General features: G+C 75.6%; 21 protein-coding genes and 1 pseudogene. 11 read left to right on the top strand and 11 right to left on the bottom strand.

Going from position 1 to position 26,478, the window contains the following annotated elements; genetic code table 11:
• Positions 1-37 precede the first annotated feature (37 nt).
• Complete coding sequence (locus LPA42_RS34280) at positions 38-1,627, bottom strand: FGGY-family carbohydrate kinase (protein WP_077940023.1); 1,590 nt, start codon at positions 1,625-1,627, stop codon at positions 38-40.
• Between the two features lie 4 nt (positions 1,628-1,631).
• On the bottom strand, positions 1,632-3,899 hold the full coding sequence (locus tag LPA42_RS00075) for an aminotransferase class III-fold pyridoxal phosphate-dependent enzyme (protein WP_077940024.1): 2,268 nt from the start codon (positions 3,897-3,899) through the stop codon (positions 1,632-1,634).
• Positions 3,900-4,040: 141 nt separating this feature from the next.
• Here LPA42_RS00075 and LPA42_RS00080 point away from each other — a divergent pair, with 141 nt between their 5' ends.
• Positions 4,041-5,207 carry a CdaR family transcriptional regulator gene (locus tag LPA42_RS00080; protein ID WP_228986205.1) on the top strand — a complete coding sequence of 389 codons (1,167 nt, stop codon included), beginning with the start codon at positions 4,041-4,043 and terminating at the stop codon, positions 5,205-5,207.
• Positions 5,208-5,314: 107 nt separating this feature from the next.
• On the opposite strand, the gene LPA42_RS00085 is transcribed toward LPA42_RS00080, so the two are convergent.
• Entirely contained in the window at positions 5,315-5,923 is a 609-nt protein-coding gene (locus tag LPA42_RS00085) for a TetR/AcrR family transcriptional regulator (RefSeq protein ID WP_228986206.1), read from the bottom strand.
• Between the two features lie 68 nt (positions 5,924-5,991).
• Between LPA42_RS00085 and LPA42_RS00090 the strand changes: the two genes are divergently transcribed.
• A complete protein-coding gene (locus tag LPA42_RS00090) occupies positions 5,992-6,483 on the top strand; it encodes an FBP domain-containing protein (protein WP_077940035.1) in 492 nt (163 codons plus the stop codon).
• A 107-nt stretch (positions 6,484-6,590) separates the two neighbouring features.
• Here LPA42_RS00090 and LPA42_RS00095 read toward each other — a convergent pair whose 3' ends face one another.
• The gene (locus LPA42_RS00095) at positions 6,591-7,061 is read right to left on the bottom strand and encodes a hypothetical protein (protein ID WP_077940036.1); all 471 of its coding nucleotides are present in this window, start codon (positions 7,059-7,061) and stop codon (positions 6,591-6,593) included.
• A 101-nt stretch (positions 7,062-7,162) separates the two neighbouring features.
• Between LPA42_RS00095 and LPA42_RS00100 the strand changes: the two genes are divergently transcribed.
• Positions 7,163-8,008: an alpha/beta fold hydrolase gene (locus LPA42_RS00100; protein ID WP_077940037.1), complete on the top strand. Its 846-nt coding sequence runs from the start codon at positions 7,163-7,165 to the stop codon at positions 8,006-8,008.
• On the opposite strand, the gene crcB is transcribed toward LPA42_RS00100, so the two are convergent.
• The 3 genes from crcB to LPA42_RS00115 all read right to left on the bottom strand — a co-directional run bounded on the left by crcB (position 8,005) and on the right by LPA42_RS00115 (position 9,796).
• Positions 8,005-8,367 (bottom strand): fluoride efflux transporter CrcB, encoded by a 363-nt coding sequence (gene crcB / locus LPA42_RS00105; protein WP_043968868.1) that lies wholly within the window; start codon positions 8,365-8,367, stop codon positions 8,005-8,007. The two genes, LPA42_RS00100 and crcB, sit on opposite strands and share 4 nt — an antisense overlap.
• On the bottom strand, positions 8,364-8,903 hold the full coding sequence (locus tag LPA42_RS00110; protein ID WP_077940038.1) for a CrcB family protein: 540 nt from the start codon (positions 8,901-8,903) through the stop codon (positions 8,364-8,366). Before LPA42_RS00110 ends, crcB begins: the two co-directional genes overlap by 4 nt.
• A 200-nt stretch (positions 8,904-9,103) precedes the next feature.
• Entirely contained in the window at positions 9,104-9,796 is a 693-nt protein-coding gene (locus LPA42_RS00115; RefSeq protein ID WP_228986265.1) for a trans-aconitate 2-methyltransferase, read from the bottom strand.
• A 332-nt stretch (positions 9,797-10,128) separates the two neighbouring features.
• Here LPA42_RS00115 and LPA42_RS00120 point away from each other — a divergent pair, with 332 nt between their 5' ends.
• A complete protein-coding gene (locus LPA42_RS00120) occupies positions 10,129-10,563 on the top strand; it encodes a DUF6766 family protein (RefSeq protein ID WP_198956763.1) in 435 nt (144 codons plus the stop codon).
• Between the two features lie 87 nt (positions 10,564-10,650).
• The gene (locus LPA42_RS00125; protein WP_077940039.1) at positions 10,651-11,619 is read left to right on the top strand and encodes a zinc-binding dehydrogenase; all 969 of its coding nucleotides are present in this window, start codon (positions 10,651-10,653) and stop codon (positions 11,617-11,619) included.
• A gap of 106 nt (positions 11,620-11,725) precedes the next feature.
• Here LPA42_RS00125 and LPA42_RS00130 read toward each other — a convergent pair whose 3' ends face one another.
• On the bottom strand, positions 11,726-12,838 hold the full coding sequence (locus LPA42_RS00130) for a hypothetical protein (RefSeq protein ID WP_144082803.1): 1,113 nt from the start codon (positions 12,836-12,838) through the stop codon (positions 11,726-11,728).
• Between the two features lie 309 nt (positions 12,839-13,147).
• On the opposite strand from LPA42_RS00130, the gene LPA42_RS34680 reads away from it, so the two are divergent.
• Complete coding sequence (locus LPA42_RS34680) at positions 13,148-14,137, top strand: nucleotide disphospho-sugar-binding domain-containing protein (protein WP_255703649.1); 990 nt, start codon at positions 13,148-13,150, stop codon at positions 14,135-14,137.
• 713 nt (positions 14,138-14,850) lie between these two features.
• On the opposite strand, the pseudogene LPA42_RS00145 reads toward LPA42_RS34680, so the two are convergent.
• Positions 14,851-16,017: pseudogene (locus LPA42_RS00145) on the bottom strand (adenylate/guanylate cyclase domain-containing protein); the annotation flags it as partial.
• 188 nt (positions 16,018-16,205) lie between these two features.
• On the opposite strand from LPA42_RS00145, the gene LPA42_RS00150 reads away from it, so the two are divergent.
• The 5 genes from LPA42_RS00150 (at position 16,206) to LPA42_RS00170 (ending at position 24,779) form a co-directional block, all read left to right on the top strand.
• A complete protein-coding gene (locus tag LPA42_RS00150; protein WP_077940042.1) occupies positions 16,206-19,127 on the top strand; it encodes a helix-turn-helix transcriptional regulator in 2,922 nt (973 codons plus the stop codon).
• A 135-nt stretch (positions 19,128-19,262) separates the two neighbouring features.
• Positions 19,263-20,033, top strand: a complete 771-nt coding sequence (locus LPA42_RS00155) for a DUF5995 family protein (protein ID WP_043968872.1) — start codon at positions 19,263-19,265, stop codon at positions 20,031-20,033.
• A 102-nt stretch (positions 20,034-20,135) separates the two neighbouring features.
• On the top strand, positions 20,136-20,885 hold the full coding sequence (locus LPA42_RS34295) for a phosphotransferase enzyme family protein (protein WP_198956764.1): 750 nt from the start codon (positions 20,136-20,138) through the stop codon (positions 20,883-20,885).
• A 93-nt stretch (positions 20,886-20,978) separates the two neighbouring features.
• Positions 20,979-23,027, top strand: coding sequence for an amino acid transporter (locus LPA42_RS00165; RefSeq protein ID WP_077940043.1), 2,049 nt, complete (start codon positions 20,979-20,981; stop codon positions 23,025-23,027).
• A 189-nt stretch (positions 23,028-23,216) separates the two neighbouring features.
• Positions 23,217-24,779 (top strand): hypothetical protein, encoded by a 1,563-nt coding sequence (locus LPA42_RS00170; RefSeq protein WP_077940044.1) that lies wholly within the window; start codon positions 23,217-23,219, stop codon positions 24,777-24,779.
• A 171-nt stretch (positions 24,780-24,950) separates the two neighbouring features.
• Here the strand turns inward: LPA42_RS00170 and LPA42_RS00175 are convergent, their stop codons facing one another.
• Both LPA42_RS00175 and LPA42_RS34300 read right to left on the bottom strand, forming a co-directional pair.
• The gene (locus LPA42_RS00175; RefSeq protein ID WP_043968875.1) at positions 24,951-25,160 is read right to left on the bottom strand and encodes a hypothetical protein; all 210 of its coding nucleotides are present in this window, start codon (positions 25,158-25,160) and stop codon (positions 24,951-24,953) included.
• A 203-nt stretch (positions 25,161-25,363) separates the two neighbouring features.
• Complete coding sequence (locus LPA42_RS34300; protein WP_077940046.1) at positions 25,364-26,068, bottom strand: helix-hairpin-helix domain-containing protein; 705 nt, start codon at positions 26,066-26,068, stop codon at positions 25,364-25,366.
• Positions 26,069-26,478: the final 410 nt, after the last annotated feature.

A 26,478-nucleotide genomic window follows, 5' to 3' on the forward strand; every position in this document is an offset into this window, starting at 1 on the left:
CGGGCCGGGCCGCCCGCGCCCGCCAGGCGCGGGCGGTCTACCGGCGCAGCCGCCGGTAGACCGGGGCCAGCCGCTGGTGCAGCTGACGGTAGACGGCGAAGATCTCGTCGTACGTGGCCCGGTGCGCGGGCGTCGGCGTGAACGTCCGGTCGCTGCGCATCAGGCCGGGCAGGTCGGCGAAGTCGACCATCCCGGTGCCGACCGCGCCGATCCAGCCCGCCCCCCGGGCGTTGACCGCCAGGGGATTCGCGTCGCGCCGGATCTCGACGCCGAGCACGTCGGCGAAGATCTGGCACCACGAGTCCGACAGCGCGCCCCCGCCGGTGATCGCCAGCGAGGTGACCGGCGCGCCGAGGAACCGGTCGACCGCCCGGAACAGCCAGCGGGTGTTGAACGCGACGCCCTCGAAGACCGCCCGCAGCAGGTCGGAGCGGTTGGTGTCCAGCGAGATGTTGAGGAACGCCGCGCGCAGGTGCGGGTCGTCGACCGGCGCGCGTTCGCCGTAGAGCCACGGGGTGTAGATGACGCCGTTCGCGCCCGGCGGCACCGTCGGGATGATCCGGTCGAACGCGTCGAAGATCGTGCCCTCGTCCCGGCTGACGTGCCCGGCGCTCAGCAGCGGGTCGTCGTACTCGACGACCTTGTCGCGCAGCCACGTCAGGTTCGCCCCGGCGGTGGCCTGCAACGCGGTCATCAGGTAGCGGTCGGGGATGGCGCACGGCACGGAGGCGATCCCGGCGACCACGTCGGTCTTCTTCGCCGGCACGTGCGCGGCGACCCACGACGAGGTGCCGAGATACAGGTGCGGCTCGTTGTCGCCGGTCGTGCCCGCCCCGATCGCGGCGGCCGTGTTGTCGATGGCGCCGGCGACCACCCGCACCGACTCCGGCAGGCCCAGGTGCGCGGCGGCGGCCGGCGACAGCGTGCCGATCACGTCGGTGCAGGCGACGATCGGCGGCAGCTTGTCCCGGTCGATGCCGCAGTCGGCGACCAGGGCGGGGGAGTAGCGGACGTCGCCCGGCCGCCGGTTGTCGGTCACCCACGAGGTGAGGATCGAGTCGACGGTGGCCACCGTCCGCCCGGTCAGCTTCAGGTTGATCCAGTCGAGCACGTTGAGGAACGACGCGGTGCGCGCGTACACCTGCGGCATCTCGTCGCGGACCAGCAGCATGTGCGCCGCCGGGTCCTTGCCGGTCGGCGACGGCATGCCGCCGGTGAGCCGCAGCCAGCGCGCGATCCGACGCACCGACATCCCGTGGTACGCGGGGAAGCCGCCGAACTGGCGGCGCAGGTTCGCCGCGCCCCGCATGTCCAGCCAGCTGATGCACGCCGTCAGCGGCTCCCCGGCCGCGTCGACGGCGATGGTCCCCTCGCCCTGGGTGGAGGCGCACACCACGGTGACCGCGCGCAGGTGGTCGGGGTGGGCCCGGCCCAGGTCGGCGGCGACCTGCCCGAGCGCGTCCCACCAGGCGCGCGGATCCTGCTCGGCGCCGCCGCCGGGCAGCACCCGCAGCGGCACGGCCCGCTCGGCCCAGCCGGTGACGGTGCCGTCGGCGGCGACCAGGGCCGCCTTCATCCCCGAGGTGCCCAGGTCGATCGCGAGCACCTGCGGTGCCGTGCCTGCCACCGGCTCAGACTCCTTCGACCAGCGCGAACACCTGGTCGAACCGCGCGAGCGCGTCGTCGATGACCTCGTCGGTGTCGGCCATCGAGGTGTACATCCGCGAGCCGGCCAGGGTGATGATGCCGTGCGCAGCGTACGCCGCGCCCATCTGCTCCATCAGCCGCTTGCGGGCCTTGTTCTCCTTGAGCAGCTTCACCGGGTGGCGCATGTCCAGCAGCATGACGCCGCTGCACTCCAGGTGCACGATCGAGCCCTGGTTGTAGGCGACGTACGGCAGGCCGTAGCGGTCGATGAGCCGCTGCAGTCCCCGGGTGAGCCGGTCGCCGGCCCGCCCGGCGATCACCGGCGCGTTCGTGCGGGCCATCTCCTCGATGGCGAAGTAGCCGGCCGCGCAGGACAGCGGGTTCGCCGACAGGGTCCCGCCGACCTGGATGTGCGCGCCGCTCTTGCCGTCCAGGCCGGAGCCGAAGACCGCCATCACGTCGGCGCGACCGCCGACGCCGCCGGCCATCGGGTACCCGCCGGAGACCGCCTTGCCCAGCACCGTCAGGTCGGGGGTGACGCCGAAGTAGCCGGCCGCGCCGCCCAGGCCGAGGCGGAACCCGGTGACCACCTCGTCGAAGATCAGCAGCGCGCCGAACTCGTCGCAGAGCTGGCGTACCTTGGCGTTGAAGTCGCGCGGCACCGGCCGGGTGCCGGACTCCGGGCCGACGGGCTCGACCACGACGGCGGCCGTGCCGCCCCGCAGCCGGTTCTCGATCAGCTTGCGCCGCAGCTGCCCCAGGTCGTGCGGGAACGCCTCCCGGGTGCGGCTGGTCGCGCCGAACGGGATTCCCTTGGCGTTCATCCGGTAGGTGCCGGGCACCCGCAGGCCGTAGACCATCGTGTCGGACCAGCCGTGGTACGCGCCGCCGACCTTGATCACCATCTTCTTGCCGGTGAATGCCCGCGCCCCGCGCACGGCGGCCATCACCGCCTCGGTGCCCGAGCCGAGCGCCCGGTACATCTCCACGTGCGGCAGGTACCGGTGGATGATCTCGGCGAGCTTCAGCTCGTACTCGTGGAACAGGCCGGTGACCGGCCCGGACGCCCGCACCACCTCCGCGACCCGCTCGTTGACCGGCCCGTAGTTGCTGCCCAGGATCGTCGGGCCGCCGGCCTGCAAGAAGTCGATGTAGGTGTTGCCGTCGCGGTCGACCAGGTGCGCGCCCTCGGCCCGCTCGATGGCGAGGGGGAACGGGTAGTTGAACGCCAGGTTGTGCTGGACGCCGCCGGGGATGCGCCGCTTCGCCCGGTCGGTGATCTCCCTGCTGGCCCGGCACTTGGTGTCGTAGTAGTTGAGCACGTCGAGCAGCGCGTCGTGGCGCAGCCCGCGGATCGGCTGGGCGATCAGCGCCTTCAGCCGGCGCAGCACGTCGTCGACGTCGGGATACTCGCTGATCGCGTACCCGAGCCGGGCCGCCTCGCCGCCTTCCGTCTTCCCCTCGGTGGGCGCGGTGAGCTTTCCCTCGGTGGGCGCGGCGAGCGCGGCGGCCGTCGCGTCGGCGCTGGGCGGCTCCTCGTCGGCGGGCACCCGCAGCGGCGGCACCGCCTCGGTGATCTGCGCGGCGATCCGCTTCTCGTCGGCGCGCAGCTTGCCGAAGGCGACCTCGCGGATGGCCGTCGGGATCGTGTAGACCTTCCCGGTCTCGGTGGTCAGCGCCAGCAGGTAGGCGATCGACACCTTCTCCAGCAGCGCCATGTTGAACACCGCCCGGTCCGGGTCGGTGCCGAGGGCCACGATCCCGTGGTTGGCGATGATGAACGCGTTGTCGCCGCCGGCGACCTTCTTCTGCACGTTGCGCGCCAGGAACCCGGTGCCCGACGGGGCGTAGTCGACGATGGCGACCCGCTTGCCGAGGAAGCGCACCTGCTCGTCGGTCAGCGCCGGGATCGGCCGGCGCAGGAAGGCCAGCGCCGAGGCGTACGGCTGGTGGGTGTGCACGATCGCGTTGACGTCCGGCCGCTGCCGGTAGATGTTGGCGTGCATCCCGCACTCGATCGACGGCGCGAGGCCCGTGCCGGAGCCGTCGGGCACGTGCTTGCCGGCGAAGTCGACGATGCAGACGTCCTCGACGCGCATCCGGTCGTAGTCGTAGTTGCTGGGGGTGACCGCGTACAGCTCGTGGCCGGGGACGCGGACCGACACGTTGCCCTCCGTGGCCTTGAGGTAGCCGCGGGCGAGCATGGTGCGGCACATGTCGACGACGTGCTGGCGGGACGTGCGGTGCTCCACGGCGCTCTCCTCGGTCGGGCCACGGCGGAACGGCGGGGGTGCCCGTCGCGGTCCATCGTCGCCGGGCGGCCGACGCGGAGCACCGTCCCGCCGGACGCGAGAATCGGGCCCTCGATTGTCACCGCGTGACAAAATCGCGGGATGACCGCCCCCGCCACGCCCTGGCAGCGGCTCCCCGCCGACCTGTCCGCCGCGATGCGACCCCACCTGCCCGCCACCGTCGGGGCGGTCGCCGCGGCGGTCACCGAGGCCACCCCGGCCTTCGCCGCCATCTCCGACGCCAAGTTCGCCCGGGACGTGCGCACCGCCGTGCAGGTCGCCTTCGAGCGCTTCGTCGACCTCGTCGGCACCGCCGAGCCCGCCCTGCCGCCGCGCGTGCGGGACGTGTTCGTCGCGCTCGGCGCGGGCGAGGCGCGCGAGGACCGGGGGCCGGAGGCGCTGCTGGCGGCGCAACGGACGGCGGCGCGGCTGATGCTGCGCACCGCGTCGGAGTCGTTGGCCCGGCTGCGCCCCGTCGACACCGCGGAGCTGATCGACCTGTCCGACGCGATCACCGCGTACGTCGACGAGTTGGCCGCCGCGAGCACCGACGGCTACGCCCTGCAACTGCGCGAGCAGGCCGGGGAGGGCGACCGGCGGCGTCGGCAGCTCGCCGAGCTGCTGCTGCGCGGCGACGGCCTGCCCGCCGCCGTCGGGGCCGCCGCCGCCCGGATCGGCTGGCCGCACCTCGACGAGGTGGTGCCGGTGCTGCTTCCGCTGGAGCAGGCCCGCGACGCCCGGTTCCGCTACGGCGCGGACGGCCTCGTGGTCGAACGCGGACGCGACGCCGTGCTGCTGCTGCGGGCCGGTCCGCGCTCCGCCCGACCGCAGCTCGCCGAGGCCCTCGCGGGGCGCGGGGCGGTGGTGGGGCCGACCCTGGGCTGGGCGCAGGTGCCGGCGGCCCTCCGGCTCGCCGAGCTGACCGCCGGACCGGCCGGGGCCGACCCGGGGCCGGTCTTCGTCGACGACCACCTGATCGCGCTGACCCTACGCGGGGAGGCCGGCGCGCTGGCCGTGCTCACCGCCCGCCGGCTGGCGCCCCTGGCGCACCTGCGCCCGGCGCAGCGGGAGAGCCTGCTGGCCACCCTGCACAGCTGGCTGCGGCACTGGGGTTCGCGCGCCGAGGTGGCCACGGAGCTGTACGTGCACCCGCAGACCGTCAGCTACCGCATCCGACGCCTGCGCGAGCTGTACGGCGACGACCTGGCCGACCCGACCGCCCGCACGGAACTCCTCCTGGTCCTGGCCGCCCGCCCCACCCCACCCTGACCCACCAGCCCCTGCCCCGCCCCGCCCGCGTCGCCCCGCCCCGCCCCGCGTTGGTGATCAAGAGGAAAGTGTCAAAGGTGATCTCGGCGGTGACGCAAACCTCTTGATCACCGGGGTGTGGGCGGGGGCGGTGGGGCGGGGCGGGGGCCGGGTGAGGGCCAGGTGTGTAGGAGGGCGTCGAGGGCGTCCAGGATGCGGGTCCAGGTCTCCTGCGTGTCGGGGGCGCTGTGGTCGAACCCGCCTGCCAGCTCCAGGCTGACGTAGCCGTGGAAGACGCTGCCCAGCAGGCGCACGGCGTGCGTCTGGTCGGGCTCGGTCAGGTCGTACCCGCGCAGGATCGACCGGATCATCCGCGCGTGCCGGACGCCGGCGCTGGCGGCGGCCGTGGCCGGGTCGAGCCGGAGCTGGGCGGCGGCGTAGCGGCCCGGGTGCTCCCGGGCGTAGTCGCGGTAGACGTTCGCCAGGGCGGTCAGCGCGTCCCTGCCGGACCGCCCGGCCAGGGCGTCGGCGGCGCGGGTGGCGAGCTCGTCGAGGGCGAGCAGGGCGATCCGGGTCCGGAGGTCCTGGGAGTTTCGCAGGTGCGAGTAGAGGCTGGCGACCGTGACGCCGAACCGCCTGGCGACCGCCGAGACGGTCACCTGCTCGAAGCCGACCTCGTCGGCCAGCTCGGCCCCGGCCAGGGTCAGGCGTTCTGCCGTGAGTCCGGCGCGGACCATGGTCCTCCTCGTTGCTTAAACTCATTAAGCGTTTGCCTAAAGATTTTAGGCAGCCTAGCGTGCCGGCCATGGAGCCACTGACCGAACAACAGATCCGCGCCGCGTTCGTCAACTGCACCAAGGGCGAGTCGAAGCGCCTCTCCGTGCCGCGTGACCTGGCCGAACGCCCCTGGAGTGACCTGGACTACCTCGGCTGGCGGGACCCGCAGGCCCCGGACCGCGCCTACCTCGCCACCGCCCTCGACGGCCGCCCGACGGCCCTCGCACTGCGCTGCCCCAGCCCCACCGCCGCGCAGCGACCGCGCGGCATGTGCTCGATCTGCCTCACCACCCCGGCCGGCGGCGTCTCTCTCATGGTCGCGCGCCGGGCGGGCAAGCCCGGACAGCAGGGCAACACCGTGGGCACGTACATATGCAGCGACCTCGCCTGTTCCCTGTACGTGCGCGGCAGGAAGGACGCGGGGCCCGGCGCACGCCTCCAGGAGTCGATCACTTTGGAGGAGAAGATCCAGCGGACCGTGGCCCACCTCGCCGCGTTCGTCGCCAAGGTGACCGCGTGACCGGGCGACCGGCGTGATCCGCGCCGGCAGCGGGGCGACCACTCGACCGCACTCCGGCGAGCCGTGACATCGGGCGGGAAAAGCCCGGACGACGCTGCCCCAGGCCGTCAGGGGATCGAGAAGAGACGGTCAGCGGGGTCGACGGTGGCGGGCAGCGTCGCGCCAGGCACGAGGGCTGGGTCGACGGGGTGGTTCACGTCCGCCTCGAACGGGGCGAACCCGGGCCCGCTGATGCGCAGGCGGAGCGTCAGCCCGGGGTCTTCTCCGTCCACGCGGTCCGCCACGGTGAGAACCTCCGCCGTCGCGGCGACGCCCGCGGCGGACAGTTGACGCGCGTCGCGTCGCGACCGGGCGACCACCCGCAAGCCGAAGACACCGAAGCCGACGCAGACAATCGTCATGAACACGTCACCGGCGAGCATGCCCCAGAAGTCCTTGGGCGACGGTGGCGGGTCCATCGTCAGGCCGGCGACGAGCAGGGCCGGCCCGGGCAGGCAGATGGCGAGGAACACCAGCCGGCACAACAGCGCGCCGATCGGACCGATGCGGGCTTCGGCTTGCCGGGGCGTGCTCGTCACCTGCTCATCCTAGTTGGTCTCCCGCGCCATGATCGCCCCCGACAGAACCGTAGGCCGGTAACCCAGTGGACGGTGAACCGGCCATCCGGGAGGGTGGGGTTGTGGAACATGAGATCACCGTCGCGCCCGGCGTCCGGCTGTGGGCCGAGGAACGCGGCGACCCGCGCGCACCGGCACTGCTGCTCGTCATGGGTGCGAACGCCTCGGGCCTGACCTGGCCGGAAGCCCTCCTGGACGCGCTGGCCCGCCGGCACCGGGTCGTGCGTTACGACCACCGCGACACCGGGCGGTCGACGTGGTCCTTCGACGAGGACCCCTACCCGCTCACCGCGCTCGCCGCCGACGCCGTACGGGTCCTCGACGCCCTGGGGATCGACCGTGCCCACGTGGTCGGCATGTCGCTGGGCGGCACGCTGACGCAACTGCTGCTGCTCGACCACCCGGAGCGCGTGGCGACGGCCACCCTCATCGGCACCACCCCCCTCGACGGTGGCCCGGCCGACGGGCCCGGGATCGCCCCCGAGCTGCTGGCGCTGTGGGAGACCATGCTCGAACCACGGGACCGCGACGCCGAACTGGCCTGGCGCGTGCGGCACTGGCGCGTCCTCAACGGCGGCGAGTCGCCCTTCGACGCCGAGGAGTTCCGGCGTCGGGAGGAGCGCATCATGGCGCACGCGGGGCGGCACGAGAACCCGGCCGCGCACGCCCGCGCGGACCAGGGTGGCCTCGACCGCGCCGGCGAGCTGGCGGCGGTCACCACCCCCGTCCTCGTGGTCGACTCCCCGGCCGACCCGGTCGCCGGCACCGCCTCCGCGCGGCACCTCGCGACGCTGCTGGGCAACGCCCGGCTCGTCACCGTCCCCGGGCTCGGCCATGCCCTGCCGGAGGCGATCGCGCCCCAGCTGGCCGAGGTGATCCTCGACCACACGACCTCCCCCGGGAGCTAGCCGACCAGCGCGCGGGTCGCCGCGTAACCCAGCGTCGCCGCGCCCAGCCCGGCGGCGACGCTGGTCAGCGCGTTCACCAGCGCGAGCAGGCGGGAGCCGTCGCGGGCCAGGCGCAGCGTCTCGTACCCGAAGGTGGAGTAGGTGGTGAGCGCGCCGCAGAAGCCGGTGCCGAGCAGCGCGCTCACCGCCGGACCCACCGGCGCGGCGACCAGGGCGCCGAGCACCAGCGAGCCGACCACGTTCACGGTCAGGGTGCCCCAGGGGAACGGCGAGGCGTGCCGGGACTGCACGGCCCGGTCGGTGAGGTAACGCAGCGGCGCCCCGACGGCCGCGCCGAGGGCGATCAGCAGGACCGTCACGACGGCCCGCCGTCGGCCCGTGCCCCGTCTGCACCCGGGCGCCCCGTCGCCGTCTCGCCCTCTCGCGCGCCGGTCGCGCGGCCGAGCAGCCGGCCGGCGGCGGCGTCGCCGACCCAGACCGCGGCGACCGCCCCCAGCAGGGTGGCGGCGAGGTACGCCAGCGCGGTGCCCGCGGCACCGGCGGCCGCAGCCTGCCGCACGTCCACCACGTACGTGGAGAAGGTGGTGTAGCCGCCGAGCACGCCCACGCCCAGGAACGGTCGGGTGAGCGGCGGGACGCGGCCGGTGGTGACCACCGCCATCAGGGCGCCGATCAGCAGGCATCCGGACACGTTGACGCCGAACGTCGCCCAGCCGAACCCGGTCGGCGGGTGTGGGAACGCCGCCTGGACGCCCGCCCGGGCGAGCGCGCCGACCACGCCCCCGGCCGCGATGACGCCGAGCACGACCGCCGGGTGGGCGCGCAGTTCGCCCCGGTCGGCCGGCACCCGCAGGTCGACGTCGGGGTCGACCCGGCGCGGGGTCGGTTCTGTCACCCTCGCCCTCCCACCAGCCGCCTGGGCGTACGAGCGCGAGCCTACCCCCGCCGCCCCGCCGGAGGGCCCCTTGATCGTCTGCGGGAAACGGAGAGTGCGGCCGGCGTGTCGTCTCCTTTCCGCGCAGACGATCAAGGGGCGGCGCGGCGCAAGGGGCGGCGCGGGGCGGGGCGGGGCGAGGGGCGGCGAGGGGTGGCGCGTCAGTGCAGGGCGGCCACCGCGGCGTCTGCGCCGCCCCGCCACAGCGTGCCGGCCTCGGTGAAGCCGGCGGCGGTCAGCGCGCCGAGGTGCCAGGAGACCGGCGGGTTCCACTCGGGGCTGTGCCCGGTCGGGTAGATCTCGTGGCGGCGCCGCACCAGCGGACCCAGCACCGGGTCGGCGCCGGCCCGTGCCCACCAGTCGGACCAGGACAGGGCCGCGCCCGCGGCGTACCGGGCGGCACGTCGCTCCCGGGCGCGGGCCGTCAACCGGTCGGTCAGCGTCGGCAGCGCGTCGTCGGGCATCCGGTCGGCGTTGACGAACAGCCCGCCCGGGCGCAGCAGGTCGCGCAGCTCGCCGTAGAGCTCGGTGAGGCGGTCGGCGGGCAGCCAGTGCAGGGCGGTGGCGGTGAGCACGGCGTCGTAGTCGCGGTGCGGCAGCCGGCCGGGCCAGTCGGGACGGGCCAGGTCGGCGGCGAGCACGACGGCCCGGTCGCCCAGCGACGCGCGGGCGAGGGCGAGCAGGGCCGGGTCGAGGTCGACCAGGGTGACCCGGGCCCGGGGGAAGCGGGCCAGGGCGCGCAGCGTGATCGTGCCGGTGCCACCGGCGAGGTCGAGCAGACGGGGCGAGTCCGTGTCGACCACGGCCTCGACGGCGTCGAGCATGGCGGCGAGGCGTTCCTCCCGGTCCGGCATGAACCCCTCCTGCTGCCGGTCCCAGCTCTCCTGCCAGGCCGCCGCCGTCGCGGCGAGCCCGGAAACGGCGGGGTCGGGGTCGGCGGGGTCGGCGGAACCCGCGGTGATCGTCGCGGGGGGCCCGGCGGCCGCCTCGGCCGCACCCTCGCTGATGTAAGGAGTCATGCGCATCAGGCTAGTTACGCCCTCAGTCGGCGTCCAGACCTTGTTGCAAATTACTGGCAACAAGAGGGGAGTGCCGTTCGCGGCCTCCGTCCCTGTTCAGCACGGTTTCGACCGGGTCGGGGCGGGGCACATCACGGGTGAGATCGACTACCGAGAGGGGGATCGTGATGGCGGAGACCAGCACACCGACCGGCACGCGCCCGTCCGTCAGCGCCGACACCGGGGGTGGCCGCAGTCGCGGCCCGGCGGCCGGCCCACCGTTCCGTAAGCCGCGATGGCCCAAGGCGTACGCCTTCGCGCTGGTCACCGGCGCGCTCTTCCTCTTCTCGTGGGTCGGCCAGTTCCTCTTCCAGCTCGTCGTGCAGCGCAACGAGGCGAGCCAGCACGGCCAGGCGTTCGCCTGGTCCGAGTTCCTGCCGCAGTTCTTCGCGAGCACCTTCGAGAACTGGCAGTCGGAGTTCCTCCAGTTGATCTGGCAGGCCGCCGGGCTGGCCCTCTTCTACTACTGGGGCTCGTCCCAGTCGCGGGAGTCCGACGACCGGATCGAGGCCAAGCTGGACGCGCTGCTGCGCGAACGCAACCTGGACCCGGAGAACCCGTGACCCGGCCCACCCCGCGCGCCGGTTGACCTCAACCCCGCTTCACCTCCGACGCTGTGCGCACACGGTCGAGCGACACGGAGGTGCGGGATGCGAGTGGTCGAGGTGGCCCGGTTCGGCGGGCCGGAGGTGCTGACCCTGACGGAGGACCCCGACCCGTCGCCCGGGCCGGGCGAGGTGGTCGTCGAGACGGCGTACGCCAACGTGCTCTGGATCGACACGGCGATCCGCGCGGGCCGGGCCGGGCAGTGGTTCCCGGTCCGGCCCCCGTACCGCCCCGGGTCGGGGGTTTCCGGCACGGTGAGCGCGGTGGGGCCCGGCGTCGATCCGGCCTGGGCCGGCCGGCGGGTGGTCGCCCGGACCGGAGCGGTCGGCGGCTACCTGGACCGGGCCCCGGTGCCGGTCGACGACGTCCTCGCCGTGCCTGCGGCGGTGTCGCTGCGGGACGCCGCGGCCCTGCTCACCGACGGCGCCACCGCGTTCGCCGTGCTCGACCTGGCCGGCGTGCGCCCCGGCGACCGGGTGCTGGTCGCCGCAGCCGCCGGGGGAGCGGGCGCGCTGCTGGTCCAGGCGGCGCGGGCCGCGGGGGCCCGGGTGGTCGCGGCGGCGCGGGGGACGGCCAAGGGGGACGCGCTGCGTCGCCTCGGCGTCACCGACGTCGTGGACTACTCCGCCCCGGACTGGACCGACCGGGTACGCGCCGTCCTCGGCGGCGTCGACGTGCTCCTCGACGGTGCCGGCGGCGCGTACGGCCGGGCCGCGCACGACCTGGTGGCACCGGGCGGAAGGGTCTGCGCGTACGGCGCGCCGGCCGGCGGCTTCGCCGTCCCCGAACCCGCCTCGGCCCGCGCCCGGGGCATCGCGGTCACCGACATCGGGGCCCTGCAGGCGGCCGGGCCGCAGACCAGGCGGGCGCACCTGCTGGCCGCCCTGGACGCCGTCGCGGCCGGCCGGGTGACGCCGCTGGTGGGGCGGACGTTCCCGCTGGACCGCGCCGCCGACGCGCACCGCGCCGTCGAGGACCGGGCGGCGGTCGGCAAGACCCTGCTCACCCCGTGAGCGGGACCGCCGGGCGAGCCGCCGTGGTGCCCCGCGTCCCGCCCGGCCGGGCCGGCCCGGCCGGGCCGGTCGCGGCCGGGCGGCGGCCGGGCGGCGGCCGGGCAGGTCACCGCCTGCCGAGCGGAACCGCCTGGGCCGGGACCGCCGGCGTCGGCGCCGCCGGGACCGGCGCGGGCCCGGCGGGGCGGGCGGCCAGGCCGCCGAGCAGGGCACCCAGCAGCGCGGCGAGGACGACGACGCCGCCGGTCACCTCCGGCGTCCAGCGGACCCCGGCGGCCAGGGCGAGGCCGGTCAGGTGCCCGGCGACCAGCAGCCCGCCGAGCAGCGCCCCGGCCAGCGGCAGCCGCAGCGGCGCGGCCGGGCCGCGTACCGCGTCGAGCCGCCAGAGCAGCGCGTCGGCGAGGGCCGCCCCGCCCAGTGCCCCCAGCGCGGCCCACGTCTGCGTCGTCGGGAACTCGTGCATCACCAGGTCGTACAGCGCCACCCCGGCGACCAGGGCGGCGCCCGTACCGACGGTCGCGCGCCGCCGGTGGACCAGCAGGAACGGTCCGACCAGCAGCAGCGTCGTGAGCAGGTACGCGTCGACGCCGAGCACCGCCTGCTGCTGGGCGCCCAGGCCGATCGTCCGGGTCGGGGCGAGGGTGAGGAACGCCGACGCGTAGGTGAGCAGGATCGACGGCGCCATCGCGCCGAGCACGAGCGACGCGACGCCCGTGACCGATCGCGCGCCGCCCTCGCCGCCGGCCCACCACGAACGCAGGGGACTGGTCACCAGCAGCACCGCAGAGGCGTCGAGCAGCAGGTGGCTCGGGCTGAACGCGGCGTCGAGGCCGACCTCCACTCCCAGCGTCTCGTGCCAGGCCAGGTCGGCCAGCCCGGCGAGCAGGAAGGTCACCGCCGCGATGGCACCCACCCGGTAGCCGGCGGGCCAGCCGTCCCGCCACCACCGGGGCGCGCCGCCGCGCCGCCGGTACGCCAGCCAGAACGTCCACGCCGCCGTGGCGACGAAGCCCGCGTAGAGCAGCCCGTGCCACGGGGTGAAGAAGCCCTCGATGGTCTCGATGATGTTGGTGTGCGCCCAGCCGTCGGACATCGCCCCGGCGGTGAGCACCGCGCCGAACAGGACGGTGACGAGGTCCTCCCGGCGGGTGGCGGGTGGCACACCGGGGGAGGTGACTGCGGACGGTGAGGTGTCGTGGCGGACTCCGCTGCTGGTCATCGGCGGTCCTCTCGGGAGAAGGCAACTCAGCGTCATTGTGCGGCTCCCGTGGGCGACGGCCCGGGACCGGCGGCCGTTCGCGTCGGGCGCGTCGCGCCACCGTCCACATGTTGGGACGCTGGAGCGTCGGCAGTGGCCCGCCGCCCGGACTCGCGGCCCCACCGCCGCCCGGCGGCCGCCTACCATCGGCGGATGCGCGTCCTGGTGGTCTCCGCGCCGTTGATCGGGCACGTCTTCCCGCTGCTGCCGCTGGCCCTCGCGCTGCGCGACGCCGGTCACGAGGTGCTCGTCGCCACGGGCGCCGAGGGGATGGCCGCCGCCCGCAGCGGCCTGCCGGTGCGCGACGTCGCGCCGGGCTTCGACTTCGGCCGGATCGCCCGGTCGGTGCTGCTGCGCCATCCGCTGGTCGGCCGCGCCGAGGTCGCCGGCACGGCCGGCACCCGGGGCGCCGCGCTGCTCTTCGGGCAGGTCAACGACGAGCTGGCCGACGGCCTCGTGGCGCTCGCGGAAAGCTGGCGGCCCGATCTGGTGCTCTACGAGCCCTTCGCGGTGGCCGGCGCGCTCGCCGCCGCCCGGCTCGACGTCCCCGCCGTACGCCACGAGAACTCCCTGTTCGACGGCCGGGAGCTGGTCCGGGTGACCACCGCCCGGCTGGCCGGGGCACTGCGCCGGCACGGCCTCGCCGGGCTGCCGCCCCCCGTCGCCGCCCTGGCCATCGCCCCGCCCAGCGTGGCCACCCAGGACGGCTGGCCGCTGCGCCACGTCGCCTGGGCCGGCGGCGGGGAGCTGCCGCGCTGGCTCGCCGAGCCCGGCCCCCGGCCCCGCGTGCTGGTCACCCGCAGCACGATCGCCGGCCCGGTCGGCGCCGGCCTCATGCGCGCCGTGCTGGCCGCCGCCGGCCGGGTGGACGCCGAGTTCGTCCTGGTCCGGCCCGGTTTCCGGCGGGCCCGGCGACTGCCGGCCAACGTCCGGGCGGTGGGCTGGATCCCGCTGGCGGCCGCCCTGCCGGCGAGCGCGGCGCTGGTGCACCACGGCGGCTCGGGCAGCGCGTACGGTGCGTTCGTCGCCGGCATCCCGCAGTTGGCGACCACGGGGCCGGGGGACCGTCGGCACAACGCCGGGCTCATCGCCGCCCGGGGGGCCGGCCTCGCCGTCCCGGCCCGGCGGATCACCGCCGAACTGCTCACCCGGCTGCTCACCGACCCGGCGCTGGCCGGGGCCGCCCGCGAGGTCAGCGGCGAGATCGCCGCCATGCCGGCACCGGCGGACCTGGTGTCCCGGCTGGAGACGCTGCGCTGATCCCGGGCCTGGCCCGGCCGGGTGCTGCCCCAGCCCTGCCCCCGACCCCCGGGGGGCCGCAGGCTGCCGTCGGGTGACCGGTCGCCCGGGCGCGCCGGCCGGGCCGGTGCCGTCGGCCGCAGCCGCGCCGGGGCCGGATGCGTCGTCGGCCGCGCCGGTGCCGTCGCGCCGGCGTGACGGACGACGGCCGCCAGGACCGCCCGGGGCAGCCGGTCGCGCGCCACCCGACGCAGCGCCGGGTCGGCGACGTCGTACCCGCCGCGCGTCGTGGGACGCAGCAGCCCGCGCGCGGTGAGCCGGGACATGGTCCGCTCGGCGTGGCCCGCCGGCCAGCCGAAGGCCCGGTCGACCGTCGCAGCGGCGACCCCCGGGCCCAGCGCGGCGGCGACCATCAGCGCGGCCCGCTCCTGGCCGTCGCAGGCGTCCAGGCCGGCCGCGGCGGCCGCGAGCACCGGCTGCGGCGGCTGCGCCGGGTCCGCCCCGTCTGCCAAGTGCCGCACGTACGCCTCGGCGCGCCCCGGCAACCCGGCGACCAGCGGCAGCAGCCGGGTCGCCAGGGTCGCCGGCCGCCCGGCCCGGACCAGCAGGCGGCGCAGCAGCCGCCCGGTCTCCACCGCCGCCAGCGGGGGCAGCGGCACCTCGTCCTGCCTGCCCTCGGGGCCGGGGCGGTCGCCGCTCCACTGCGGACGTCGCGTCGCCACCACCGCCAGCGGCACCCGCCGGGCGACGGCCGCCGCGAACAGGGCGCGCAGGAACCGGTCCGTCGCCGGGGCGGCCCGGTCGGCGTCGTCGACCGCCAGCACGACGGGCTGCCGGTCGGCCAGGCGCAGCAGCACCCGCTGCCACACCGCCGCGCCGACCGGCGACGCCCCGTCGAGCAGCCCTTCCAAGGCGACCACCGTGGACAGCGCCCGCCCCGCAGGGACCACGCCGTCGAGCGCCGCCAGCAGCCGTCGGCGTACGGTCGCCGGCGTCTCGTCGGCGCGCAGGCCCGCGAACGCGCGCAGCAGGTCGGCGACGGGCTCCAACGGCCCCTCGGCGCGCGGCGGGCAGGCGGCGGCGTACCAGCGCACCGGCGCGCCGTCGACGGTGGCGACCGCGCGGCGCAGCTCGTGCAACACCCGGCTCCGGCCGCTGCCGGCCGCGCCGACCAGCGACACCCAGCGCGGGTCGCGCTCGCGGGCGGCCCGGACCACCCGGTCCCGGGCGGCGGCGAGCTGCCGGCGGCGGCCGACCAGCCCGCCGTGGTGGCGGACCGGCTCGGGACGGGCGGCCCCGACGGCGAGCGCCACGTCCATGGGCAGCGACTTGCCGGCGACGGCCAGCGGGCCCAGTGCCCGGTGGACGATCACCCCGGCGGTGGCGCGGCGGGTGGCCGCGCAGACCACGACGCCGCCGGGCGGGGCGTGTTCCTGGAGGCGGGCGGCGGCGGTGATCACCGCGCCGCTGGCCATGCCGTGCGCGCCGTCGCGGATGGCCGCGACGTCCACCAGCGCCTCGCCGGTGGCGACACCGACCCGCGTGCGCAGGGCCGCCACGCCGGGCAGGGCCCGCCCGTCCAGGGCGCGCTGGATCTCCAACCCGGCCCGCACCGCCCGGTACGCGTCGTGGCCGTCGGACTCGCGGGCCCCGAACAGGGCCATCACGGCGTCGCCGACGTACTTCTCGACCACGCCGCCCCAGCGGGCCAGCACCCCGACGACGGTGTCGAAGTAGGCGCTCTGCAGGGCCCGGACCTCCTCCGGGTCGAGCCGGTCGATCAGCGCGGTCGAGCCGACGATGTCGGCGAAGAGCACGCTGACCGTTCGTCGTTCCTCGGGCACCGGCCAGTCGGCCGGCGTCGACGACTGGGTTCCCGTGACGATCGTGGACATGGGCATCGCACCGCCTTTCCCCCCGCTTGGTGCCTGACGACCTCAGGAGACTCCCACCACCGGTCCGACGGGGGATCGGCAGAACGACGTATGTCGGCCTACCGCAACCTTTAGTCGCAATGTCGACGCGAGGCGTACCAGTGGGGGCGAAGACCCGTAGAACGGTCCGGGGACCTGTGACTAGGCTGCGAACCATGGCCAGCGATGTGGACCTCGCACCACTCGTCGGCCGTGCCGACCACCTCGCGACGCTGCGGTCCGCGCTGCTCGACGGCGTGGGTCCGGGGCAGACGGCGGCGGTGTTCGTCACGGGCGAGAGCGGGGTGGGCAAGACCCGGCTGCTGCGCGAGGCGGGCGACCGGTTCCGCGCCGGGGGCGCGCTCGTGCTCACCGGCACGTGCCTCGACATCGGCGACTCGTCCCCCCTGCATCCGTTGCTGCAGGCGTTGCGGCGCTTCGACGCCGAGCTGACGGCCTCGCACGCACGGACGTCGTCGGCGGTGCGCGGGCTGTTGCAGATGTTCGCCGCCGAGACGGCCGGCCCGGACGGGGCGGGCGCCCTGCTGGAGCGGGTCTCCCGGGGGCTGCACCTGGTGGCCCAGGGGCGCCCGTTGGTGCTGGTGCTCGACGATCTGCAGTGGGTCGACCGCAGCACCCGGCAGTTGCTGCTCTATCTGCTGGCCGGGCTCGGTGACCTGCAGTTGTCGGTGTTGGCGGCGGTGCGGGCGGAGTCGTTGCAGGGCGCGCACCCGCTGCGGCGGGTGCTGACCGAGCTGCGTCGGCTGCGGTCGGTGCGGGTGGTCGACCTCGCCCCGCTGGACCGGGCGGGCACCGAGCAGTTGGCCGCGGCGGTGCTGGGCGGGCCGCTGGGCGCGGAGGCGGCGGAGTCGCTGTGGCAGCGCAGTGGCGGGAACCCGTTCGTGGTGGAGGAGCTGGCGCGGGACCTGCGCGAGGGGCGCGACGGGCTGTCGGAGACGCTGCGGGAGGTGTTCCTGGCCCGGGTGGACGCGTTGCCGCAGGCCGCGCACGCGGTGGTGCACGCGGTGGCGGCCGGGGTGGAGCCGGTGGCGCACTGGCTGTTGGCGGAGGTGACGCGGCTGCCGGAGGGGGAGCTGATCGAGGCGGTGCGGGCGGCGGTGGCGCACCGGTTGCTGGTGGGCGACGACGACGGCTACCGGCTGCGGCACCGGTTGGTGGCGGAGGTGCTCGCCCACGAGCTGCTGCCCGCGGAGCGCTCGGCGCTGCACCGCCGCTACGCGGAGGCGCTGACGACGGCCCCGGCGGAGTTGCACCAGGCGCGGCTCGCGCACCATTGGCGGTTGGCGGGGGAACCGGCGCGGGCGCTGCCGGCGGCGGTCGCCGCGGCGCAGGAGGCCGAGCGGCTGCACGGCTACGCCGAGGCGCACCGCCACTGGTCGGTCGCCCTGCAACTGGCCGGCCCGCCGGCCGCCGGGGTCGCCCCGGCCGGCGGCGGGCTTACCGCCGACCGGGCGGAGCTGCTGCGCCACGCCGCCGAGGCGGCGCACCACTGCGGCGAGCACGCCCGCGCGCTGTCCCTGCTGGAGGAGCTGGCCGACGCCGAGGACGCGCCTCCGGCCTGCGCGTTGCACATCCGGCGGGCCCGCTACCTGGCTGCCGCCGGCCGGTCCGCGCCTGCCGAGGCGGAGTACCGGCGGGCCCTGGCCGCCGCCGACTGCACTTCCCGGGAACGGGCCACCGCCGCCGCGCACCTGGCCGAGCTGCTGCTGCACCTGGGCCGCTACGCCGACGCCGGCGACCGGGCCCGGGAGGCCCTGGAGCTGGCCGCGCAGGTGGAGGGGTCCGTCTCCGAGGTGGTGCTGGCCAGCATGGCGCTGGGCTTCAGCGAGGCCTACCTGGAGGACCCGGACGCCGGGCTGGCCGTCATGCGGGAGGCCCTCGACACCGCCGAGCGGGCCGGCCGGCCCGAGGACGTGGCGTGCGCGTACCTGCACCTGGCGGAGCTGCTGACCGGGCCGCTGAACATCCTGGAGGAGGGGGTGGTGGTGGCCCGCCGGGGCGCCGAGCGGGTCGCCGAGCTGGGGCTGGGCCGCACGTACGAGACCCGGCTGCTGGCCATCGCCACGAACGGGCTGTTCCGGGTGGGGCAGTGGGCGGAGGCGGAGAAGGTGGTCGCGGCGGCGCTGCGGCACCGCCCGTCCGGCGCGGACGCCGTCGAGCTGCTGCTGGCCCGCTGCCGGCTCTGGGTCGGGTACGGCGACATCGCCGCCGCCGACCGCGACCTGGAGGCCGTGGCCACCGTGCTGGCCGGCGGCGGCGCCCGGCACGTCATCCCGCTGCTGACCCTGCGCGCCGGGCTGGCCATGTGGCAGGGCCGGCACGACCTGGCCCGGCAGGCGGTGCAGCGCGGCCTCACCGAGGTCCGCTCCGACGACGTCGGCATCCTCGCCGCCCTGGTCTGGCACGGGCTGCGCGCCGAGGCCGAGGCGCACGCCGCCCGCGCCAGCGTCGACACCACGGCGGTGCGCCGGCTACGCGAGGTGGCCGAGCGGGTGGCCCGCAAGAGCGAGCACGCCGCCCGGCCGGTGCGCGACGTCGTCGACGGGTTCCTGGCGCTGTGCGAGGCCGAGGTCAGCCGCCTCGACGGCAGCGACCCGCAGCTGTGGGCCCGGTCGGTGACCGAGTGGGACCGCCGCCACCACCCCTACCCGGCGGCGTACTCGCGGCTGCGGCAGGCCGAGGCGCTGCTGGCCCGCCGCAGCCGCACGGCCACCGCCGGCAAGCTGCTGCGCGAGGCGTACCAGGTGGCGCAGGGGCTCGGCGCGGAGCCGCTGAGCACCGAGATCCGCACCCTGGCGACCCGGGCCCGGGTGACGCTGGAGGACCGGGGTGCGTCGGCCGAGGGGCGGTCCGTGGCCGGCGACGAGCCGTCCGGCGACGAGCTGACGATGCTGACGGCCCGGGAACGCGAGGTGCTCGCTGCCGTAGCCGAGGGGCTGACCAACAAGGAGATCGGCCAGCGGCTGTTCATCAGCGAACGCACCATCGGCGTGCACGTGTCGCACATCTTCGACAAGCTCCAGGTGCGCACCCGCGTGCAGGCCAGCGCGATCTTCCTGCGTAACCGTCCGGATTAGATCCGCCACGACGTACGCCCGTCGCCCGCTTATACGTCGTTCTACTGATCCGCCGGACGGACCACGGCTGAGAGGCTGTGCCCCGACGCCGCGGCACGGGAATGGCGCGGCGCGCAGGGGGGAGGACGAATGGGGATGGGCGAACCGGTCTGGGGCCCGGTGCACCAGGACATCGTGGGACTGCTCGCCGACCACCCGGCGGACGTGCCGGCGGTGGTCGACCACCTCACCAAGCTCCAGGACCTGCTGGTGCGGCTGCCCCCGCTGGAGCGCAGCTGCCCCCTGGCGGACTTCAACGAGCTGTACCTGACCATCACCACCAGCGTGCTGAACGGCCTGTACGACGACCGCTTCGCCGACCCGGTCTTCCTGGCCCGGCTCGACGTGGAGTTCGCCGCCCGCTACTTCGACGCGCTGCGCTACTGGACGGAGTCCAGCCCGGCCACCCCCCGGGCCTGGGCCTGCCTGTTCCGGCGGATGCGCGGCCCGGACGCCCGGCCGCTGCCGTCGGCCGCCGCCGGCGTGAACGCCCACATCAACTTCGATCTGCCGTTCGCGCTGGTGACCACGTTCGACAGCCTGGAGTCCGAGCCGGTCGACGGCACCGACCAGCACCGCGACTACCTGGAGATCAATCAGATCTTCGCCGAGCGGATCCCGGAGCTGCGACGCGGCTACCTGGACAACTGGCAGCTCATGATCGACATGCTCAACGGCGACATCGACGACTGGTACCAGGGCGAACTGGTCGAGTACACCCGCAACGTGGCCTGGCGCAACGCCCAGAAGATCTGGCGCTGCCGGCACGATCCGGAGGCCCGCGAGTGTGAGCGCGTACGGCTGGACGACAACGCCGCCGCGCTCGGTCGGCTGCTGCTCTCGCCCCTCGGGGCGTTCCTGCAGTAGCCGGGTACGGGGGGTCCCCGCGCTACCGGGGGGGAAGCGCGGGGACACCCCCTGTCCCGTAACGAGGTGGTGCACCGGCGGGCCGGCCGGCAGGATGGCGGGGTGAGCCACCACGAGGAGCCGCTGCCCGGCAACGCCACCGCCGGGGTGGTGCGGGTGGGCGACACCGTCCGCCGGCCGGCCGGCCCGTGGACCGACACCGTCGACGCCCTGCTGGCCCACCTGCACGACGCGGGGTTTCCCGGCGCGCCCCGCCCGCTCGGTCGCGACGACCGGGGCCGCCAGGTGCTGGAGTACGTGCCCGGCGCGGCCGGCGACGTCACCGGCACGTACACCCCGGGGGAGCTGGCCGGGATCGGGGCGCTCCTGGCCGACCTGCACCGCGCGGTGGCCGGCTTCGTGCCGCCGCAGCCGGCGGGATGGCAGCGGGTGATCCCGCCGGACCGCGAGGATCTCGTCTGCCACCACGATGCCGCGCCGTGGAACCTGATCCGCTCGCCCCGGGGCTGGGTCCTGATCGACTGGGACTGTGCCGGGCCCGGGTCGCGGCCGTGGGAGCTGGCGTACGCGGCGCAGAGCATGGCCGGGATGCGGGCGGACCGGCCGGTGCCCGAGTCGGCGGCGCGGCTGCGGGCCCTCGTCGACGGCTACGGCCTCGACGGCCCGGAGCGGGCCGAACTGCCCCGGATGCTCGGTCGACGGGCCCGCGCCATGTGTGACCTGCTCGAGGCCGGTGCCCGGGAGGGCCGGCAGCCGTGGGCGCGGATCTGGGTGGACGACGGACCCTACTGGCGGGCCACCGCCGACTACCTCGACGCCCACGTGGCCGCCTGGTCCGCCGCGCTGAGCTGACCGGCCACGGGCCAGCCTGACCTTCCTCGCCGTTCGGCCGGAGCGGGCGTCGAGTTGCGCCTACGGTCGGTGCAGGGCGTGGAGGGGGCGCGCATGGCGCAGCGGCGGGACGGCGGGCAGCCGAGGCGGACCCGGGGCCACCGGCGTGCGGCGGCCCCGGGCGACCCGGTGGTGGTCCCGGCCTGCGTCGACCGGGCGACCCGCCCCCGGCAGCCCGCCGGCCGGTTCGGCCGCTGGCTGTTCCAGCACCGGGTGCCGCCGGTCGGTCCGGAGACCGGGGAGGCCCAGGGCCGGGCGCACCCCTGGTGGCAGGTGATGTGCCTGACCGGGGTGGACTACTTCTCCACCCTGTCGTACCTGCCCGGCATCGCCGCGCTGGCGGCCGGGGCGCTCTCCCCGGTGGCGACGTTGCTGATCGTGGCGCTGACCCTGTTCGGGATGCTGCCGATGTACCGGCGGGTGGCCCGGGAGAGCCCGCACGGGCAGGGCTCGGTGGCGATGCTGGAGCGGCTGTTGCCGTTCTGGCGGGGCAAGGTCTTCGTCCTCGTCCTGCTCGGCTTCGTGGCCACCTCGTGGATCATCACGATCACGCTGTCCGCCGCCGACGCCACCGTCCACCTGCTGGAGAATCCGTACCTGCCGGCGTCGTTCCCGCGCGGCACCCTCGCCGCGGTGGCGGTGACCGTGGTGCTGCTGCTGGTCCTCGGCGGGGTGTTCCTGCTCGGGTTCCGCGAGGCGGTGACGGTGGCGGTGCCCCTGGTGGTGGTCTTCCTGGGACTGAACGCGGTGATCGTCGCGGCGGGCGTGGCGGCGATCGTCGCGGACCCGGCGACCCTGGGTGACTGGGCCGCCGCGCTGACGGCCGGCGGCGGCGGGGTCGCCGGCCTGGTCGGCCCGGCGGTGCTGGCGTTCCCGCTGCTGGTCCTGGGCCTGTCCGGTTTCGAGACCGGGGTGAGCATGATGCCGCTGGTGCGCGGTGACGGCCCGGACGCCGAGCGTCGGCTCGCCGCCCGGATCCGCAACACGCGCCGGCTGCTCACCGCCGCCGCGCTGATCATGTCGGTGTACCTGGTGGCCACGACCCTCGTCACCACCGTGCTGATCCCCGCGCGGGAGTTCCGGCCGGGCGGGGCGGCCAACGGCCGGGCGCTGGCCTGGCTGGCGCACGAGCGGCTCGGCGAGGCTTTCGGCACGGCCTACGACGTCAGCAGCGTGCTGATCCTCTGGTTCGCCGGCGCCTCGGCGATGGCCGGGCTGATCAACATCGTGCCCCGCTACCTGCCCTCGTACGGGATGGCGCCCGAGTGGGGCCGGGCGGTACGCCCCGTGGTGATCGTCTACACGCTGATCAGCATCGTGATCACCGTGGCCTTCCGCGCGGACGTCAACGCCCAGGCCGGCGCGTACGCGACCGGGATCCTGGCGATGATGGTCTCCGCCGCGGTGGCGGTGACGATAGCGACGGCCCGCGCCCGCCACCGGTTCGCGGCGGTCGGCTTCGCCGTGCTGACCGTCGTCCTGCTCTACGCCCTCACGGAGAACGTGGTCGCCAAGCCGGACGGCATCGCCATCTCCGGCCTGTTCATCGCGGGCATCATCGGCGTCTCGCTGATCTCCCGGGTCACCCGCACCACGGAACTGCGCGCCGACCGCATCGAGTTCGACGACGAAGCCCGCCGGTTCGTCGCCGAGTCCGTCGCCCACGACGGGCGGCTGCACCTGATCGCCAACAAGCGCGACAGCGGGGCGGTGAAGGAGTACACGGTCAAGGAGCGCGCGCAGCGCGGCATGAACCCGGTCCCGGGTGCCGCCGACGTGCTCTTCCTGGAGGTCGACGTGGTCGACCCGTCGGAGTTCAGCCGGGTGCTGCGGGTGCACGGGGTGGAGGTCGGCGGCTATCGGGTGCTGCGGGCGGCCAGCCCGGCCGTGCCGAACGCGATCGCCGCGATCCTGCTCGCGCTGCGCGACGCCACCGGGGTCCGCCCGCACGCGCACTTCGAGTGGTCCGAGGGCAACCCCATCGCCCACCTGCTGCGCTATCTGATCCTCGGGCGCGGCGACACCCCGCCGGTGGTGCGGGAGATCATCCGCAAGTCGGAGCGGGACCCGTCGCGCCGCCCCGGCATCCACGTCGGCGGCTGAGCGGCGGGGGGACCTCCCCCGGGGCCGACTGAATCACCCTCTCGACGTGAATCATACGTTTATTCACGTACGCCTGACTTGCCCGTTTCCTCTCCGTATCGTGACCTTCGGTGGCCCCCGCGAGGTACGCCACCCGGCGCCCCGTTCCGGTGCCGCCGCGTCATTTCGTGCAGGAGAGGCAGGACCGTGATGTTCACGTACCAGGGCAACCGGCGAGCGACGCCCAGCAGGCGACGGTCACGGTGGTTCTTAGCCGGCGGCGTGGTGGCCGGCAGCCTGGTGGTCGGCGCGGCCGGTGTCACCGGCGTCGCCGCCCTGGCCGCCGACCGCGCTCCCGGCGTCACCGACCAGGGGCAGCAGGCGGCGGCCGTGCGCGACGACGGCCCCGACGGGGGGCAGTGGACGAACGAGGGCGCCCCGGGCGGTCCCCGCCGGCCCGAGGGCAGGACGGAGGGGGCGGACGCCCCGGACGGCAAGCCGGAGGGCAAGCCGGACGGGCCGGGCACGCGCCGGCCGCCGCTGCTCACCGTGCCCTGCGACTCGGCCCGGCTCGTCGCCGCGCTCGTGCAGGCGAACGCGGAGGGCGGGGCGACGGTGCGGCTCGCGCCGAAGTGCACCTACACGCTCAGCCACGCCTTCCAGCAGCCCGACGAGTACGACGGCGGCATCCGCGACGCCCGGGAGGCCGCCGACGCCGCCGAGACCCCCGGGGACGCCGAACTGCCGCCGCGCCAGCCGGGCGACGACAACACCGGCCTGCCGGTGATCTACCAGGCGATCACCGTCGAGGGTTCCGGGGCGACCATCGCCCGGGGCGAGAACGCCGAGACCTTCCGCTTCTTCACGGTGCGCGACGGCGGCGAGCTGACGCTGCGCGACGTCACCCTGCGCAACGGCCGGTCCACCTCGGAGGGGGGCAGCGTCCACGTCGTGCACGGGGCCACGGCCGTCCTCGAACGCACCACGGTCGTCGGCAGCACGTCCGTCTCGCCGAAGGAGGGCGGCGGCGGGGTCTTCAACGACGGCAACATGGTGGTCCGCGAGAGCCGGTTCGTCGGCAACTCGGCCGCCGGCGCCGAGGGCAAGGGCGGCGGCATGCTCAACGGCGGCGTGCTGACCATGACGAAGACCGAGTTCCGCGACAACAGCGCCAACGGCTACGGCGGTGGGCTCGCCAACTACCGGGGCGCGGCCGACATCGCCACCACCATCCTCGCGCACAACATCGCCGGGCAGGGCGGCGGCCTGGCCAGCTTCTCGGCCCGGACGAAGGTCGAGGACACCCGGGTCGTGGACAACACCGCCAAGATCGGCGGCGGCATCGCCAACTCCGACGCGGTACTGGTCCTGCGTGGCCTGGTCGTGCAGGGCAACACCGCCAGCGGCAACGGCGGGGGCATCTCCAGCGTCCAGGGCCTGCTGCCGATGGACGACAGCGTCGTCAGCGGCAACCACGCCCGGGGCAACGGCGGCGGCATCTTCGCCGACCGCTCCAACACCCTGGTACGCACCAGCGAGGTGAGCGGCAACGCCGCGGTCGGCGCGAAGTCCACCGGCGGCGGCATCTACACCGTCGCCGGGCAGCTCTCGCTGTTCAAGAGCAAGGTGGTCGACAACAGCGCGACCCTGCCCCCGGGTGGGATCTTCGCCGACCGGGCCCAGGTCAGGGTCGACGACGCCAGCGTCGTCATCGAGAACCGGCCCACCAACTGCGTGGGCAGCAAGGTCACGATCGCCCACTGCTTCCGCTGACCCACGCTCTCGGCTCGCCCCGCTCGACGCGGTCGGCGCGCACCGCTGCAGATCGTGGACGGTTCGGGTTCGCTCGTGACGGCAACTGTCCACGAAGCTCGCAGCAGACGCGAAGCGAAAGCGGCCCGCCCCCCGCAAGGGGGGCGGGCCGCTCGTGCCGTGCCGCTCGTCCTACTTGGACGGCTCGGGAAGCTCGCAGTCGACCTTCGGGTTGGCGCCGATGTAGTTCAACGGCCCGGCGACGATGGTCACCAGGATGGTGCCCGCCTCGGCGCAGTTCGTGTCGTCGCCGTTGTAGTAGCCCCGCTGCCCAGCGGCGATGGCGCCGATGACCAGCCAGATGACAAGGATGATTCCCAGAATCGACGGGCCGCGCCGCATGGCTTCCTCCCGGGTAGTGGTGTTTTCGAGGTGAGCCCGATGTACCCAACCGCCACGAGCGGCTAAACGGCCGCTGCCCCGTCCGCACCTGCACGGACGGGGCAGCGATGTCGGCGGCACGCGGGGATCCCGGTGTCACCCGGAGCGTGGCCCGCAACCCGCTGGCCAGCCCCGACTGGTGCTACGCCTTCGGGGCGGCCCCGTCAGGCGTCGGCGCCACCCGCCGGGAGCACCCGGTCGGCCTCGGCCGGCGCGCCGGCGAGGACCTTGGCCTGCTGGGGCCACGTGGCCAGGCTGGGCGCGGCCCGCAGGCCGGCGGCGCGGATCGTCTCCCGCAGGGCCGCCTCGTCGAGGTCGGCGAGTTGCCGGTAGGTGCGGATGCCGGCGTCCTGGAGCGCAGCGGCCATCTTCGGGCCGATGCCCTGGATACGACGGAAGTCGTCGGCCGACCCGGTGTCCGCCGCCGCCCCGGCGGCGACCGGCGCGGGCTCGACCGGGGCGTCCTGCGCCTCGGAGCCGTCGGCGGTCGGCGGCAGGGCGTCGTCGACCGGGGTACGCGGCGCGGGGACGACGGGCGTCGCGGCTCCGGCTCCGGGCTCCGACACGGGTTCGGCCACGGCTGCGGGCTCCGACACGGGCTCGGCCATGGGCTCGGCCGGCAGGACGGGCTCGGCCGGCGCGCTCTCGGCCACCGGCGGGACGGCCTCGGCCTCGGCCTCCGCCACCGGTGGGACCGGCGCGGTCTCCACCGGCTCGACAGCCCCGGCCGCCGGCTCGGCGTCCGTGGTCTCCGCCGGCTCGGCGGGCGTCACGGCGACGGGCTCGGTGGGGGTCGTGTCCGTCGGCTCGGCGGGCGTCACGGCGACGGGCTCGGGCTCCGTGGCGGGCTCCGGCTCGGTAGGCGTCACGGCGACGTGCTCGGTGGGGGTCGTGTCCGTCGGCTCGGCCGGGGTCGTGGCGACCGGCTCGGGCTCCGTCACCGTCGCCGGCTCCGGGGCGTCGACGGTGGTGGGGGCGTCGGCGGAGTTGGCAGCGGCGGTGGGGGTGAAGGCGGCCGGGTCGGCGTCGCCGAGGACCCCGCCGGTCGGGGTGGGGGAGGCGGTGTCCGGGGTCGGCTGGTCGAGGACGGCGACCGGGGCCGACGCCGGCGCGACGGTCGCCTCCGGCCGCTGCTCGTCGACGGTGGCCTCGGGGGCGGGGCTGGACACCACCGCCACACCGGCGACCGGGTCACCCTCCACGATGGGCGTCGCGCCGGAGGGCGTCTCCTGCCGGCCACGCAGCGCCCATCCGGCCGCCGTACCCACCAGCAGTGCCA

The organism is Micromonospora sp. DH13 (assembly GCF_020873825.1).
GTDB classification, from domain to species: Bacteria; Actinomycetota; Actinomycetes; order Mycobacteriales; family Micromonosporaceae; genus Micromonospora; species Micromonospora haikouensis.

What these genes read in the sequence shown, in the direction of transcription:
- LPA42_RS00080 (WP_228986205.1), top strand. Translation starts at nt 4,041, where the DNA reads ATGACCGCCCCCGCCACGCCCTGGCAGCGGCTCCCCGCCGACCTGTCC.
- LPA42_RS00085 (WP_228986206.1), bottom strand. Translation starts at nt 5,923, where the DNA reads ATGGTCCGCGCCGGACTCACGGCAGAACGCCTGACCCTGGCCGGGGCC.
- LPA42_RS00090 (WP_077940035.1), top strand. Translation starts at nt 5,992, where the DNA reads ATGGAGCCACTGACCGAACAACAGATCCGCGCCGCGTTCGTCAACTGC.
- LPA42_RS00115 (WP_228986265.1), bottom strand. Translation starts at nt 9,796, where the DNA reads ATGCCGGACCGGGAGGAACGCCTCGCCGCCATGCTCGACGCCGTCGAG.
- LPA42_RS00120 (WP_198956763.1), top strand. Translation starts at nt 10,129, where the DNA reads ATGGCGGAGACCAGCACACCGACCGGCACGCGCCCGTCCGTCAGCGCC.
- LPA42_RS00125 (WP_077940039.1), top strand. Translation starts at nt 10,651, where the DNA reads ATGCGAGTGGTCGAGGTGGCCCGGTTCGGCGGGCCGGAGGTGCTGACC.
- LPA42_RS00130 (WP_144082803.1), bottom strand. Translation starts at nt 12,838, where the DNA reads ATGACCAGCAGCGGAGTCCGCCACGACACCTCACCGTCCGCAGTCACC.
- LPA42_RS34680 (WP_255703649.1), top strand. Translation starts at nt 13,148, where the DNA reads ATGGCCGCCGCCCGCAGCGGCCTGCCGGTGCGCGACGTCGCGCCGGGC.
- LPA42_RS00150 (WP_077940042.1), top strand. Translation starts at nt 16,206, where the DNA reads ATGGCCAGCGATGTGGACCTCGCACCACTCGTCGGCCGTGCCGACCAC.
- LPA42_RS00155 (WP_043968872.1), top strand. Translation starts at nt 19,263, where the DNA reads ATGGGCGAACCGGTCTGGGGCCCGGTGCACCAGGACATCGTGGGACTG.
- LPA42_RS00165 (WP_077940043.1), top strand. Translation starts at nt 20,979, where the DNA reads ATGGCGCAGCGGCGGGACGGCGGGCAGCCGAGGCGGACCCGGGGCCAC.
- LPA42_RS00170 (WP_077940044.1), top strand. Translation starts at nt 23,217, where the DNA reads ATGTTCACGTACCAGGGCAACCGGCGAGCGACGCCCAGCAGGCGACGG.
- LPA42_RS00175 (WP_043968875.1), bottom strand. Translation starts at nt 25,160, where the DNA reads ATGCGGCGCGGCCCGTCGATTCTGGGAATCATCCTTGTCATCTGGCTG.